This window comes from Streptomyces sp. NPDC041122 (assembly GCF_055592445.1).
In genome coordinates this window covers 371,455-384,971 of record NZ_JBVIYQ010000001.1, presented here as the reverse complement: position 1 = coordinate 384,971, position 13,517 = coordinate 371,455, and the positions used below count along the sequence as shown (strand labels likewise).

Sequence of the window (13,517 nt, the reverse complement as noted above, 5' to 3'; positions counted from 1 at the left end):
GGTGTGGTCACGGGCGTCAGTCCTCCTTCGCGCCGAGGCCGAACCAGCGCGCCTGGCCGATCGTCACCACCGCGATGATCAGTGCGAGGATCACCGCGCCCGCGCTGCCGAAGCCGAGGTTCTGCTCCTGGCCGAGCGCCGTGTAGTAGAGGTAGACGAGCGGCGGGCGGGCGTAGGGCGGGTATCCCCGGGAGTCCGAGAGCAGGTTGTAGAACTCGTCGAACGCCTGGAAGGCGTTGATGACGAGCAGCAGCGTGACCGCGACCGACGTGGTGTGCAGTTGCGGGAGCGTGATGTGGCGCAGCACCTGCCAGCCCGGCCGTGCCCCGTCCACCGCCGCCGCCTCGTAGAGGGTGGGGGAGATCCGCTGCAGGCCGGCGAGGAACAGGATCATGTAGAAGCCCGCCTGGAGCCACAGCCGCACGGTGACGATGACCAGCCAGTACCACGGCGGGTCCGTCGTCGAGAGCCACGCGGTCTGGTCCGCGCCGAACCAGCCGAGGACGGTGTTGGCGAGCCCGAACCGCACCCCGTTGAAGATCGACAGCTTCCAGATCAGCGCCGCCACCACGTAACTGCACGCGGCCGGCAGGAAGAAGACCGACCGGAAGAAGGCCTGGGCGCGGCGCAGCCGGTTCACCATCAGCGCGAGCGCGAGGGACAGCACGAACGTCGTCGGGACGATGAAGGCGGAAAAGACCGCGAAGGTGACGAGACTGTCGGTGAACGCGTCGTTCCGCAACATCGACGTGTAGTTGTCGAAGCCGATGAAGTCGGTCGGGGACACCGTGTTGTGGGCGTCGAAGAAGCTCAGGTACACGCTCCAGGCGAGCGGTACGTAGGTGAAGAGGACCAGGCCGAGCGCGAACGGCCCGACGAACACCCAGAACCACAGCGTGCGGTTCTGCGTGCCGAGCACCCGCCTCACGACTTCTTCTTGGCGCGGTCCAGCTCCGCGCGCACCGTGCGCACGACGGACCTCAGCTGACTCTCGGGGTTGGCGCCGGACTTGATGATCCGGCTCAGCGCGTCCTGGTACGCGGTGCGGGCGGCCGGCGTCCACAGCAGCGGCTCCGCGTAGCCGTACTGGGTGGAGTAGCGCACGGCGTCCGCCGCCGGGCCCTCCTTCAGCTTGTCCGCCTTCTTCGCGAGGGAGAGCCGGGCCGGGATGTGGAACCCGTACGACAGGGCGAAGTCCTCCTGGTAATCGGTCCGTTCGATCCACAGCCACTTCAGGAAGGCCTTGGCCTCCTTCTTGTGGTCGCTGCGGGCGCTCACCGCCGCCCCGTACGACCCGACGGGCAGCGCGGGCTTGCCGCCCGAGCCGTCGGCGGGCAGCGCGAGCACGCCGAAGTCGTCGCCCAGCTCCTTGCGGACGGCGGGCAGCGCCCACAGGCCGCACCACTGCATGGCGGTCAGCTCCTGCACGAACGCCGACGGGTCCGACCAGTCGGCGGGCGCGCCGAGCAGCAGCGACTTGTCGGCGTACAACTGGCGCAGCTTGCCGAGCACGCGGGCGGCCGCGGGGTCGTCGAAGCCGACCTCGCCGTCCTCGGTGACCGAGGAGAGGCCCGCCGCGTACAGGGGCGTGACACCGAGGGCGCCCGCGCCGCCGTCGTTGCCGAGGAAGAGGCCCTTCACCTTCTTCGTGGTGAGCGCCTTCGCCGCGTCGACCAGCTCGTCCATGGTCTTCGGCGGCCGCACGCCCGCGTCGTCGAGCAGGCTCTTGCGGTAGTAGAGCAGGTGCATGTCGGCGACCTGCGGGATGGACCAGATCTTCCCGTCGTAGGTCTTGGGGGCGAGCAGCACCGGGTTGAAGTCGTCCTTCACGCCCTCGAACAGGTCGGTGAGGTCGACGACCTGGCCGCGCCGGATCTGGTCCAGGGACGGCCCGTTGACCTCGAAGACGTCGGGGCCGGAGTCGGTGAGCAGGGCCGCGGCGGTCTGCTCGTCGTAGTTGCCGGGCCGCCACTGGATGCTGACGTCCGCCTTCTTGTACGCGGCGGCGTACCGCTTCACGGCCTGCTCGGTGCCCGGTTCGCCGTACTGGTGGTACCACTGCGCGAGCCGCGGCCCGTCGCCGCCCGAACCACCGCCGCCACGCCCGGTGTTGGACCCGCAGGCGGTGAGCAGTCCGAGCGCCGCGCCGGTGGCGGCTGTCGCGCCCGTGGCGAGCAGTGTCCTGCGGCTGATGGTCATGGCGGCCGTCCCCCTGGGTGATGTCGTCGCGTCGGATCTCCGTGGCGTGCCCTTGTCTGCCCGGCTCAACGATCAACCATGCACAGGGATGACGACAGGGGTGTTGCGGCCGGGTGTCACCCTTCGGAGCCCCCCTTCCGCGTCAGCGGTGCGTCAAGGCGCGCTCGCTGTGTGTATACACCACGTCAACGCCGGTGACGCCGGGCGTCCGGCCGTTCTACGGTGCCGCTCATGGGACTCATGGGACACGACATGCCGAGGCCGGCCTCGGCCGCCGCTCCTGCTCCGGCGTCCGCCACCGCTTCGGCGCAGGTCACGGTGGACCGGGGCTGGGCGGCCGAGGTGCGGGCCGCCGTCTTCTGCGCGTGCGCGCTCTTCGGGCTCGTCCTGGTCGTCGACGGAGCGGCGGGCACGCTCACCGCCGCCCGGGTCTGCCTGTGGGCCGGCCTCTCCGCGCTGCTCTACGTGGTGCTGCACCCGGTACGGGTGACCGCGGGGCCCGGCTGGCTCGCGGTACGGGGGCTCGGGTGCCGCCGGCACGTCTGCACCTGTCTGCTGACCGCCGTACGGCACAACGAGGGCGTGGCCGCCCGCCTGGTCCTGTGCGACTCGCTCGGCAACCGGGTCGAGCTCGACCCGCAGACCCTGGTCGACAACCCGCTGCTCCTGCACCGCCTGGACACGGGGGCCCGCACGGCGTGCGAGACGGGGCTGCTCAGGACCGGCCGCACGGAACTGCGACGCCTCGTCACGCGCGCCGACAAGGCGGCGGCCGCGGCGGTCTTCGAGGCCTCCGACCTGCGCTGAGGGGACCTTCGCCCCTGGGGGAGGCGAGCGGCGGGGCGGACGGTGGAGGGATGGACACCCCGCACATCTCCCGGTCCTCGCGCGTCCCCCGGCCCCCGCACATCCTCCGGGCCCCGGGCGCCCCGTCCCCCGCCCGTGGCACAGTCGCAGGCGTGGACATCTCCTCCCGCGCCGACCTCGACGTGATGCTGCGCCGCTTCTACACGGCCGCCTTCGCCGACCCGTTGATCGGCCCCTTCTTCACGGAGATCGCGGGGACGGACCTGGACGTCCATCTCCCGCGCATCACCGACTTCTGGGAGCGCGCGCTCTTCCGCGGCGCGGAGTACCGCCGCGACGCGTTCGCCCCGCACGCGGCGCTGCACTCCGCGCGCCCGCTCACCGCGGAACACTTCGGCCGCTGGGTCCAGCTGTGGCGCGCCACGGTCGACGGCCTCCACCGGGGCCCGAACGCGACGAGGGCGAAGTCCCAGGGCGAACGCATGGCCCTGGCCCTCCTGCACCGCCTGAACGGCAGGAACACCCCGAAGACGGGCGACGGCCCGGGCTTCATCCCCTTGGCGGTACTGGAACTCCGCGGGGCGGCGTAAACGGCCACGGCGGGCTGCTTGAGGGGCTGGGGACTGTTTACGGGAACCGGACGCCGGTCAGATCCTCCGACGCCGCCCACAACCGCTCACCGGCCACGTCGTTGCGCGTCCACACCGCCCGCCAAGAGGGCCCCGCACCACCACGGAACCCGAGCCCCCGCGGCCCGGTGAACCAGTCGGGCCGCACCCCGGGCGCCGTCGCCGCGTAGAGGATCGGCACCGCCCCCGCCTCCGCCGACTGCGCGAAGATCCGGTTGCCGAGCGCGGCGACCCGCGCCGCGGCCCTGCGCCCCTCCATCCGGGGCGCCGCGCTCTGCAGATTGGTCGAGGCGTACCCGGGGTGCGCCGCCGCGGCGACCGTGTCGGAGCCGTCGGCGGCGAGGCGGCGCGCCAGCTCGTGCGTGAAGAGGAGGTTCGCCGTCTTGGACCGGCCGTAGGCGAGCCAACGCCGGTACCGGCGCTCGCTGTTGAGGTCGCCGATGTCGATGTTGCCGAGCGCGTGGAGCCCCGAGGAGACCGTCACGATCCGCGAACCGGACCGCTCCAGGAGGCGGGGCAGCAGCAGCCCCGTCAGTGCGAAGTGCCCGAGGTGGTTGACGCCGAACTGCGTCTCGAAGCCGTCCACGGTGCGCCGGAAGGGCAGCGCCATCACGCCCGCGTTGTTGATCAGCAGATCGAGGCGGGTGTCCGCGTACGCCGCCGCGAACTTCCGTACGGACGCCAGGTCCCCGAGGTCGAGCCGCCCGAACTCGATGTGCGCGCCCGGCACTTCGGTGAGCATCCGGGCCACCGCCGCGCTCCCGCGCTCCTCGCTGCGGCAGGCGAGGATCACCCGGGCGCCGCGCCGGGCCAGCTCGCGCGCGGTCACGTAGCCGAGTCCGCTGTTCGCGCCGGTGACCACGGCGGTGCGGCCGCTCTGGTCGGGGATGTCGCTCGCGGTCCACGCGGCCATGGCAAGGCTCCCTCTCCGTCGAGTTCTTACCCATGGGTAAGGTCGAGTTCGTACCCAAGGGTAAGGGGGAGGGGGAGCCTACGGCAGGGAGCCGGGCCTCAGGCCGCCGCGCCGCCGTCGATCACCAGATCGGCGCCGACGACCGATCCGGCCTCGTCCGACGCCAGGTACAGCACGGCCGCGGCGACCTCCTCGGTCGTCGAGACGCGGCCCAGCGGCGTCGACTCCTTCATGCGGGCCGCCCGGTCGGCCTCGGTCTCGCCCGCCCGGAAGGACATGGTGGTGTCGGAGGAGCCGGGGCTGACGGTGTTGATGCGGACGCCGTCCCGGATGTGCTCGGCGGCGGCCGCGCGGCTCAGCGCGGAGACGGCGGCCTTGGTCGCCCCGTACGCCGCCGTGCCCGGGGCGCTGGTGTGCGCGCCCAGCGTGGAGCCGACGTTGACGACCGCCCCGCCGCCCGGCTGTGTGCGCATCTGGGCCACCTCGGCCTGGAGGGCGAGCAGGACGCCGGTGACGTTGATGTCGAGCATCAGGCGCCACTCGTCCTCGGGCAGTTCGGCAAGGGGGCGCCCGCCGCGCAGGATGCCCGCGTTGTTCACGGCCACGTCCAGGGAGCCGAAGCGGTCGACGGTGGCGGCGACGAGCGCGGCCAGGTCGGCGGAGCGGGAGACGTCGGCGGTGACGGCGAGGGCCGTGCCGCCCGCGTCCTCGACGAGGCCCACGGTCTCCTCGAGCGGGCCCTCGGTGCGCCCGGCGACGACGACGTTCGCGCCCTCGGCGGCGAACGCGAGCGCGATGGCGCGGCCGAGGCCGGAGCCGCCGCCGGTGACGAGGGCGGTACGGCCGGCGAAGCGGGAGCGGGCTGCTGAAGCCATGACGGTACTCTTTTCTTGAACGATCGGTTCAGTATGAGGTCACAAAAAAACAGCCCGGAGGCCGGGGCGTGCGATGGATGGCGGGGCGGGGCTCAGTCGAGCAGGGTCAGCGCCTGCTCCGTCGCGTCCCGCACGCGGGCCGGGTCCTGCGACGCCTTGCCGATCACGCGCAGCCCCTGCATCAGGGTCAGGAGCATGCGCGCGAGCGCCAGCGGGTCGCGGTCCCGCGACAGCTCGCCCTGGGCCTGCGCGCGGACGAGCGCGGAGTGCAGGAGCGTCTCCATGTGCTCCCAGCTGCGCTCGACGAAGTGGGCGGCCGGCTGGTCGTGCGGGCCCAGCTCGGTGGCGGTGTTGGTGATGAAACAGCCGGTCAGACGCCCTTCGGGCGAGGCGGCCTCGCTCCCGAAGCGGCGCACCACCGCGCGGACCGCGGGCAGTGCGGGGCCGGGCTGCGACAGCTCGGCGAGCAGGCGCGGGTTCTGGGCGGCGGCGTACCGCTCCAGAGCCTTCAGGTACAGCGCGTGCTTGTTCCCGAAGGTCGCGTAGATGCTGGCGCGCCCGATGCCGAGCGCCTCGACGAGGTCCGCCATCGACGTCGCCTCGTAGCCGCGCCGCCAGAACAGCTCCAGGGCCGACTGCAGCGCGGCGTCCGGATCGAATTCCTTGGTCCTGGCCACGAGGAAGACGGTACGCGATTCTGGAACGAACGGTCAAGTAATCCGGACCGGGTGCACCGCGACCGACACCTCCTCGTCGTCCAGGCACCGCCCCGTCTCCAGGTCGAACCGCTGCTTCAGGAGCGGCGAGGCGACGAACGGCCGCCCCTGCTCCGTGCCGAGCAGCCCCCGGGAGAGCACCGCGGCGCCCGTGAACGGGTCGCGGTTGTCGATCGCGTACGTGCGGCCCTCCCGGTCCAGGAAGAGCGCCGCCTGCCGGCCGTCCGGCAGCAGGGCGGCGAGGCCGCGGCCCGGCATCAGCCGCGCACGGTCGCAGATCGCGAACCAGTCGTCGTCCAGGCGCAGTTGGACGTGCGAGGCGGTCGGGTCGCTCATCGCGTCGCTCCTTCCAGGGGGCGGGGGGAGAGGGACAGCAGGGGGAGGTCGGGCTTGATCTGGTCCCGCTCCGGGACGAAGCCGACCGTGGGGTCGGGCACGCCCGGCGCGTTCACGAACGACACGAAGCGCGCGAGCCGCTCCGGGTCGTCGAGGGTCTCGGCCCACTCGTCGCGGTAGTGCGTGACGTGCGCGGCCATCAGTGCCTCCAGCTCGTCGCAGATACCGAGCGAGTCGTGGACGACGACGTCCCGCACGTGGTCGAGGCCGCCGTCGATCCGGTCCAGCCAGGCCGCGGTGCGCTCCAGGCGGTCGGCGGTGCGGATGTAGAACATCAGGAACCGGTCGATGAGGCGCACCAGGCCGGCGTCGTCGAGGTCCTGGGCGAGCAGGTCGGCGTGGCGCGGGGTGGCGCCGCCGTTGCCGCCGACGTACAGGTTCCAGCCGCTCGCCGTGGCGATCACGCCGAAGTCCTTGGACTGGGCCTCGGCGCACTCGCGGGCGCAGCCGGAGACCGCCGACTTCAGCTTGTGCGGGGCGCGCAGACCGCGGTAGCGCAGCTCCAGGTCGATGGCCATCCGCACCGAGTCCTGCACGCCGTAGCGGCACCAGGTCTGCCCCACGCAGGACTTCACGGTGCGCAGCGCCTTGCCGTAGGCGTGGCCCGACTCGAAGCCGGCGTTCACCAGGCGCGTCCAGATGACCGGCAGCTGTTCGACGCGGGCGCCGAACAGGTCGATGCGCTGGCCTCCGGTGATCTTCGTATAGAGGCCGAAGTCCCGGGCCACCTCGCCGATCACGATCAGCTTCTCGGGGGTGATCTCGCCGCCGGGGATGCGGGGCACCACCGAATAGGAGCCGTTCTTCTGGAGGTTGGCGAGGAAGTGGTCGTTGGTGTCCTGGAGCGCGGCCTGCTCGCCGTCCAGGACGTAGCCGCCGGCGCCGATCGTGGGGGCCAGCGAGGCGATGATCGAGCCGACCGCCGGCTTGCACTCGTCGCAGCCCTCGCCGCCGCGCGCCTCCTCGCGGCCGTGTCCGTCGAGCAGTTCGCGGAAGGAGGTGACGCGCAGGGCGCGCACGATCTCGTACAGCTCCTGGCGGGTCTGCGCGAAGCAGCCGCACAGTCCGTCGTCGCCGCTCTTCGGCAGCAGCTGCCCGATCACCTTCAGGCAACTGCCGCATCCGGTACCGGCCTTGGTGCACTTCTTCACCTCGGGCAGCGACGAGCAGGCGCAGATCCGGTCCTTGGTGACGTTGTGGCAGTTGCAGATCACCGCCGAGCCGGGCAGCGCCTCCGGCCCGAGCGCGACCGGCGCCCCCGCGCCCGCGGGCAGCACCAACTGCTCGGCGGGGACGGGCGGTACGGACCCGGTGAGCGGCCGCAGCAGCCCGTACGCCTCGGCGTCGCCCACCAGGATCCCGCCCAGCAGCTCGCCGCCCGGCGCCATCACCAGCTTCTTGTACGTGCCCGACCGCGAGTCGGTGTAGACGACGTCGAGGCAGCCCTCCGCCGCGCCGTGCGCGTCGCCGAAGGACGCCACGTCGACGCCGAGGAGCTTCAGTTTGGTGGACAGGTCGGCGCCGGTGAAACGGCCCTCGCGGGAGGCGATGGCGGCGGCCGCCGTCTGCGCCATCTCGTAGCCCGGCGCGACCAGGCCGTACACCCGGCCGTCCGCCGCGAGGGCGCACTCGCCGATCGCGTACACGTGGGGGTCGCTGGTGCGGCACCGCTCGTCGACGGTGATGCCGCCGCGCTCGCCGACCTCCAGGCCGTGCTCGCGGGCGAGTCGGTCACGCGGCCGGACGCCGGCGGAGAACACCACGAGATCCGTGGCGAGTTCACTGCCGTCGGACAGCTTCATGCCGGTCACGGCGCCGTCCTCGCCGGTCACGATCTCCTGTGTGCCGGTGCCGGTGTGCACGCGCAGGCCCATGCCGGTGATGGTGCGCAGGAGCGCGGCGCCGCCGCCCTCGTCGACCTGCACCGGCATCAGGCGCGGCGCGAACTCCACGATGTGCGTGGTCAGGCCGAGCCCTTTCAGGGCGCCCGCCGCCTCCAGGCCGAGCAGCCCGCCGCCGACGACCGCGCCGGTGGTGGCGCGCCGCTTCGCGTACTCCTCGATGGCGAGCAGGTCCTCGATGGTGCGGTAGACGAAACAGCCCGCCGCGTCCTTGCCGGGCACCGGCGGCACGAAGGGGTACGAGCCGGTGGCGAGCACGAGCGCGTCGTACGCGAAGACGGCGCCGGAGCGCGCGGTGACCGTCCTGGCCTCCCGGTCGAGGCTCTCCGCCGCGTCGCCCACGTACAGCTCGATGCCGTGCTCGTCGAGGAACGCCCGGTCGGTGAGCGAGAGTTCGTCGGGTGTGCGGCCCGAGAAGTACGAGGTGAGCTGCACCCGGTCGTAGGCGGGGCGCGGCTCCTCGCAGAGCACCACGATCCGGTGGCTCGCGGTGAGGCCCTGCTCGGCGGCGGCCTCCAGGAACCGCTGGCCGACCATGCCGTGTCCGACGAGCACGAGGGTGGGGCGGGGGGTCGGGGTCGGTGCGGGCGTGGACATGTCAGCGGCCTCCGTCATGGGTGAGTCCGTCGTGGGCGAGTCCGTCGTGGGCGAGCAGGTGGAGCAGGGGACTGTCGTCGTCGGGCAGCGGGTCGTCGGCCTCCCAGGCACGGGCGAGCGCGCCGACCGCGGCGAGCTCGCCGAGCAGGACGCCGCCGACCAGCCGGCCGTCGCGGACGACGACCTTGCGGTAGGTGCCGCGGGTGGCGTCGGTGAGCTGGACGACGTCGTCGTCGGGGCGCGGCTCGGGGTCACCGAAGGCCGCGAGATCCAGCGGGCCCGGGCCCGGCAGGGTGAGGCGGGTGAGGGCGCGGGTGCCGGTGTAGGGGCGTGCGGGTGTGCGGGCGGGGGCGTCCCGTCCTGCGGGGTCCGCGTCTGCGGGGTCCGCGTCCGCCGTGTCCCGGAGGAGGGCCTCGGCGAGCGCGTCGGCCTGCTCCACGGCGGGCGTGGCGAGCCCGTAGACGCGGCCGTCGTGCTCCGCGCAGTCGCCGACGGCCCGGATGTGCGGGTCGGACGTGCGCAGCAGGTCGTCCACGACGACGCCCCGGCGCACGTCGAGGCCGGCGGCCCGGGCGAGACCGGTGCGGGGCCGTACGCCACAGGCGACGACGGTCAGCTCCGTCTCCAGGAGATATCCGTCGGCGAGGACGACACCGCGCACCGCGCCGTCCGCGACCCGGACGCCGCGCACCCGGCACTCGGTGTGCACCTCGACGCCGATGCCCGTGAGGTGGCGGTGCACCAGGCCGGACGAGGCCGGGTCGAGCTGGCGCTCCATGAGCCGCTCGCCCTGCTGGACCAGCACGACCTGGGCGCCGCGCCGGGCGAGGGCGCGGGCCGCCGAGACGCCGAGGAGGCCGCCGCCGATGACGACGACGCGGACGCCCGCCGTCACCGCCGCGGACAGGGCGAGGCAGTCGTCCATGGTGCGGAACGCGTGCACGCCGCCGGGCAGTTCCCGGGCGCCGGACGCGAACAGGCCGCGCAGCGGCGGCAGTACGGGATTGGAGCCGGTCGCGAGGACGAGGGTGGTGTACGGGACGACGGTGCCGTCGGCGCACAGTACCCGGCGTTCTGTGCGGTCGATCCGGACCGCGCGGGTGCGCAGCACGGGGCCCTCCGGACGCGGCAGGGCGATCACCTCGGGGCCGTACCGCCCGGCGAGCACCTCGGCGAGCAGGACGCGGTTGTACGGGGGGTGCTCCTCCTCACCGATCAGGACGGCGCCGGAGCCGAGGCGCTGCGCCACGCGGGCGCCGGCCAGCCCCGCGCCGATCACCACCACACCGGGGGCCGGTGCGGTGCCGGTGGCCGGCGGCTGCGCTGAGGAGGTCATGTCCAGGAGCCTGCGGTGCGGGTGTTACCCGGCAGGATCGGAGCTGTTTCCCACGGGGAACGCTGCGCTCAGCGGCGGCGGGGGAGGGCGGTGAGGGCCCATGGCTTAACCCCTGTTGAGCGGTTCCTCAAGGCCGCCTTAAGGAACCGGCGAACGCCCCTGACCAGCGGATCTCGACCCCTCACGGCGCCTAGTGTGCCGCCGTGACCACCGAGGCAGCCGACCCCAGACTCGACGCGTACCCCGCGCTCGCCGCGTACCTGCGCCAGATGGACGCCCCACCGGAACCTGGCGTTCCGCCGACGGGCGGTGAGCCGGCGCGCGGCGGGCCGAGGCATGGCGGGTCGAGGCACGGTGAGCCGAGGCATGGTGAGCCGGTGGCGGTGCCGCCTGCGGAGGCACCGCCTGTGGGGGCGCCACCGGTGCCGCCGGGCAGGCCGTCGGGTGCGCACCGGGGTGCGGCGCCGAGGGTGTGGCACGGCACGGCACGGAGGGTGCTGCGGGGCGTGTCGCCCGGGCGGCGGCGAGGTGTCTCCCCGCGCCCGCCGCGAGGCACGGACGCGGCACCGGGAAACCCCGGCACCCCGGGGAGGAATCCCGCCACCCCGGCTCCGCCCCCCGCCCCCACCCCCGTCCCCCCGGTCCGCGTCTCGCCCCGGGCCCTGCGGACCGGCGTGCTCGGCGGCGCGTTCGCCGTCACCGCACTGTGGGCCGCGCAGGTGGAGCCGTCCGCCCGCCTCGACGTGCTGTGCGCCACCGCGGCGCACCTCACCGGGCTGCTCGCCGGGTACGGGATTCTCGTCATGCTCTTCCTGATGGCCCGCGTCCCCGCCGTCGAGCACGGCGTCGGCGCCGACCTGCTCGCCCGGCGGCACGCACTCGGCGGCCGGTACGTGCTCGGCCTGTGCGCGGCCCACGCCCTGCTCGCCCTCTGCGGATACGCCGCCCACACCGGCACCGACCTGCTGAGCACCGCCCTCGGCCTGCTCGGCTACCCCGGCGTCGCGGCGGCCGCCGCCGGTACCGCCCTGCTCGCCGCCGTCGGCGCCACCTCGGCCCGCGCGCTGCGCCGCCGCGTCTCGCACGAGACCTGGCGCGCCGTCCACCTGCTCACCTACCTCGGCGCCGCCCTCGCCTTCGCGCATCAGCTCGCGGGCCCGGACGTCGCTGCCGGCGTGCTCACCCTGTGGCTCTGGTCGCTGCTGCACGCCACCGTCGCCGTCCTGCTCGGCTGGTACCGCCTGGTCGTCCCCGTACGGCAGGCGCTGCGCCACAGCCTGCGCGTCACCGAGGTCCGCGTCGAGGGGCCCGGCGTCGTCTCCGTCACGGTGCAGGGCATCGGGGTCGACCACCTGCGCGCCGAGCCCGGCCAGTTCTTCCGGTGGCGCTTCCTCCAGCGCAGGCTCTGGCGCACCGCGCTGCCGTTCTCGCTCTCGGCGCCCGTACGCGACGACATGCTGCGCATCACGGTGAAGGCGGCCGGCGACCACACCCGCCGGATGCGGCGCCTGCGGCCGGGCACCCGCGTCCTGGCGACCGGCCCCTTCGGCGCGCTCACCGCGCACCGGCGCACGCGGCGCAAGGTGCTGCTGCTCGCGGGCGGCGTGGGCATCACGCCGATGCGGGCCCTGTTCGAGACGCTGCCCGGCGGGCCGGGCGACCTCACGCTGCTCTACCGCGCGGGCAGTGCCGAGCAACTCGTCCTGCGGCAGGAGCTGGAGGCGATCGCGGAGCGGCGCGGGGCGGGCCTGCACTATCTGCTCGGGCGCTCCGACGCCGCGTTCTCCCCGCTCGCGCCGCAGGCCCTGCGCAACCTGGTCCCGGACCTGGCCGAGCACGACGTCTACGTGTGCGGACCGCCCGGCATGACGACCGCGGCCACGACGGCGCTGCTGCGCGCGGGGGTGCCCGCCCACCACATCCACGCGGAGCACTTCACACTCTGACCGCCCCGCTCCCGCACCCCTCCCATCCGCCCGCCCGCCCGCCCCCGAGAACGAAAGCTGGTCACCCAAGCACATGGGACGTCACCGCAAGCCCGTCGCCCCCGCCCCGGGACCCACCCTCCAGGCCCGCCGGAGACTCGCGGCGGGCCTGGCAGGAGCGAGCGCGCTGGTCGCCACGGTGCTGGCCCTGGCCGTCGACCCGGCGGCGCCCCCGGCCCCCGACCGCACCTCGCCGACCGCACCGGCACCGCAGGCGGCGCCCTGAGGGCGACTGCCCCGCTCGGCCCCCGGATACCCCCCCGGCTGCCCCCCGGACGTCCCCCGGGGGGACCTCAGAAGACCCTCAACTCTCCGCCGTTTCGTGGACGGCGTGATCATCCGGTACCTAAGGTCGCGATCATGCCTGACATATCCCTGACCACGATCGTCGTCCTCTGCCTCGCCGCCCTCGCGGCCGGCTGGATCGACGCCGTGGTCGGCGGCGGGGGACTGCTGCTGCTCCCCGCCCTGCTCCTCGGCCTCCCCGGCGGCACCCCCGCCGCGCACGCCCTCGGCACCAACAAGGCCGTGGCGATCGTCGGCACGACCGGCGCCGCCGTCACGTACGTCAGGAAGACGCCCGTCGACGTGCCGACCGCCGTACGGATCGGTCTCGCCGCGCTCGCGGGGTCGATGGGCGGCGCCTTCTTCGCGGCCGGGATGAGCACGGAGGTCCTGAAACCCGTGATCATGGTGGTGCTGCTCGCCGTCGCCGCCTTCGTGATCCTCAGGCCCGCATTCGGCACGGCCCCGGCCACCGGACCCGCCTCGCCGCAGCGGATCCTCGCCGCGATCGGCCTCGCGGGCCTCGGCATCGGCTTCTACGACGGCCTCATCGGCCCCGGCACCGGCACCTTCCTCGTGCTCGCCCTGACGGCGGTGCTCCACCTCGACCTGGTCTCCGCCTCCGCCACCGCGAAGATCGTCAACTGCTGCACCAACGCGGGCGCCCTCGCGATGTTCGCCTGGCAGGGCGCGGTCCTGTGGCAGCTGGCAGGCCTCATGGCCGTCTTCAACCTCGCGGGCGGCATGTTCGGCGCGCGCACGGCCCTGAAGAAGGGCAGCGGCTTCGTCCGCGTGGTCCTGCTGACCACGGTCTTCGCCCTGGTCCTGAAGATGGCCTACGAACAGTGGCCGGCGTGACGCGCCGCACCGGCCCCACC

At 73.6% G+C, this 13,517-nt stretch carries 13 protein-coding genes; 5 read left to right on the top strand and 8 right to left on the bottom strand.

Annotated elements, in window-relative coordinates:
• Window positions 1–16: 16 nt before the first annotated feature.
• Together ACZ6B8_RS01670 and ACZ6B8_RS01665 are read right to left on the bottom strand one after the other, a co-directional pair.
• Window positions 17–928: a carbohydrate ABC transporter permease gene (locus ACZ6B8_RS01670; RefSeq protein WP_471605966.1), complete on the bottom strand. Its 912-nt coding sequence runs from the start codon at window positions 926–928 to the stop codon at window positions 17–19.
• On the bottom strand, window positions 925–2,199 hold the full coding sequence (locus ACZ6B8_RS01665; RefSeq protein ID WP_471074326.1) for an ABC transporter substrate-binding protein: 1,275 nt from the start codon (window positions 2,197–2,199) through the stop codon (window positions 925–927). The genes ACZ6B8_RS01670 and ACZ6B8_RS01665 overlap by 4 nt, the downstream gene beginning before the upstream one ends.
• Window positions 2,200–2,430: 231 nt before the next feature.
• Between ACZ6B8_RS01665 and ACZ6B8_RS01660 the strand changes: the two genes are divergently transcribed.
• Both ACZ6B8_RS01660 and ACZ6B8_RS01655 read left to right on the top strand, forming a co-directional pair.
• Window positions 2,431–3,006: a hypothetical protein gene (locus ACZ6B8_RS01660; RefSeq protein WP_471605965.1), complete on the top strand. Its 576-nt coding sequence runs from the start codon at window positions 2,431–2,433 to the stop codon at window positions 3,004–3,006.
• 152 nt (window positions 3,007–3,158) lie between these two features.
• Window positions 3,159–3,596, top strand: coding sequence for a group III truncated hemoglobin (locus ACZ6B8_RS01655; RefSeq protein WP_471605964.1), 438 nt, complete (start codon window positions 3,159–3,161; stop codon window positions 3,594–3,596).
• Window positions 3,597–3,633: 37 nt separating this feature from the next.
• On the opposite strand, the gene ACZ6B8_RS01650 is transcribed toward ACZ6B8_RS01655, so the two are convergent.
• From ACZ6B8_RS01650 to ACZ6B8_RS01625, 6 genes are all read right to left on the bottom strand, one after another.
• Window positions 3,634–4,548 carry an oxidoreductase gene (locus tag ACZ6B8_RS01650; protein ID WP_471605963.1) on the bottom strand — a complete coding sequence of 305 codons (915 nt, stop codon included), beginning with the start codon at window positions 4,546–4,548 and terminating at the stop codon, window positions 3,634–3,636.
• A 98-nt stretch (window positions 4,549–4,646) separates the two neighbouring features.
• Entirely contained in the window at window positions 4,647–5,423 is a 777-nt protein-coding gene (locus ACZ6B8_RS01645; protein ID WP_471605962.1) for an SDR family NAD(P)-dependent oxidoreductase, read from the bottom strand.
• A gap of 92 nt (window positions 5,424–5,515) precedes the next feature.
• The gene (locus tag ACZ6B8_RS01640; protein ID WP_471074341.1) at window positions 5,516–6,100 is read right to left on the bottom strand and encodes a TetR/AcrR family transcriptional regulator; all 585 of its coding nucleotides are present in this window, start codon (window positions 6,098–6,100) and stop codon (window positions 5,516–5,518) included.
• 33 nt (window positions 6,101–6,133) lie between these two features.
• On the bottom strand, window positions 6,134–6,475 hold the full coding sequence (gene nirD, locus ACZ6B8_RS01635) for a nitrite reductase small subunit NirD (protein ID WP_471605961.1): 342 nt from the start codon (window positions 6,473–6,475) through the stop codon (window positions 6,134–6,136).
• The gene (gene nirB / locus ACZ6B8_RS01630) at window positions 6,472–9,051 is read right to left on the bottom strand and encodes a nitrite reductase large subunit NirB (protein ID WP_471605960.1); all 2,580 of its coding nucleotides are present in this window, start codon (window positions 9,049–9,051) and stop codon (window positions 6,472–6,474) included. Before nirB ends, nirD begins: the two co-directional genes overlap by 4 nt.
• A complete protein-coding gene (locus tag ACZ6B8_RS01625; RefSeq protein WP_471605959.1) occupies window positions 9,035–10,369 on the bottom strand; it encodes an NAD(P)/FAD-dependent oxidoreductase in 1,335 nt (444 codons plus the stop codon). The genes nirB and ACZ6B8_RS01625 overlap by 17 nt, the downstream gene beginning before the upstream one ends.
• A 674-nt stretch (window positions 10,370–11,043) precedes the next feature.
• On the opposite strand from ACZ6B8_RS01625, the gene ACZ6B8_RS01620 reads away from it, so the two are divergent.
• The 3 genes from ACZ6B8_RS01620 to ACZ6B8_RS01610 all read left to right on the top strand — a co-directional run bounded on the left by ACZ6B8_RS01620 (window position 11,044) and on the right by ACZ6B8_RS01610 (window position 13,497).
• A complete protein-coding gene (locus ACZ6B8_RS01620) occupies window positions 11,044–12,315 on the top strand; it encodes a ferredoxin reductase family protein (protein WP_471605958.1) in 1,272 nt (423 codons plus the stop codon).
• A 73-nt stretch (window positions 12,316–12,388) separates the two neighbouring features.
• On the top strand, window positions 12,389–12,580 hold the full coding sequence (locus ACZ6B8_RS01615) for a hypothetical protein (protein WP_471074355.1): 192 nt from the start codon (window positions 12,389–12,391) through the stop codon (window positions 12,578–12,580).
• Between the two features lie 134 nt (window positions 12,581–12,714).
• Window positions 12,715–13,497 carry a sulfite exporter TauE/SafE family protein gene (locus tag ACZ6B8_RS01610; protein WP_471074358.1) on the top strand — a complete coding sequence of 261 codons (783 nt, stop codon included), beginning with the start codon at window positions 12,715–12,717 and terminating at the stop codon, window positions 13,495–13,497.
• The last annotated feature ends 20 nt before the right edge of the window (window positions 13,498–13,517 follow it).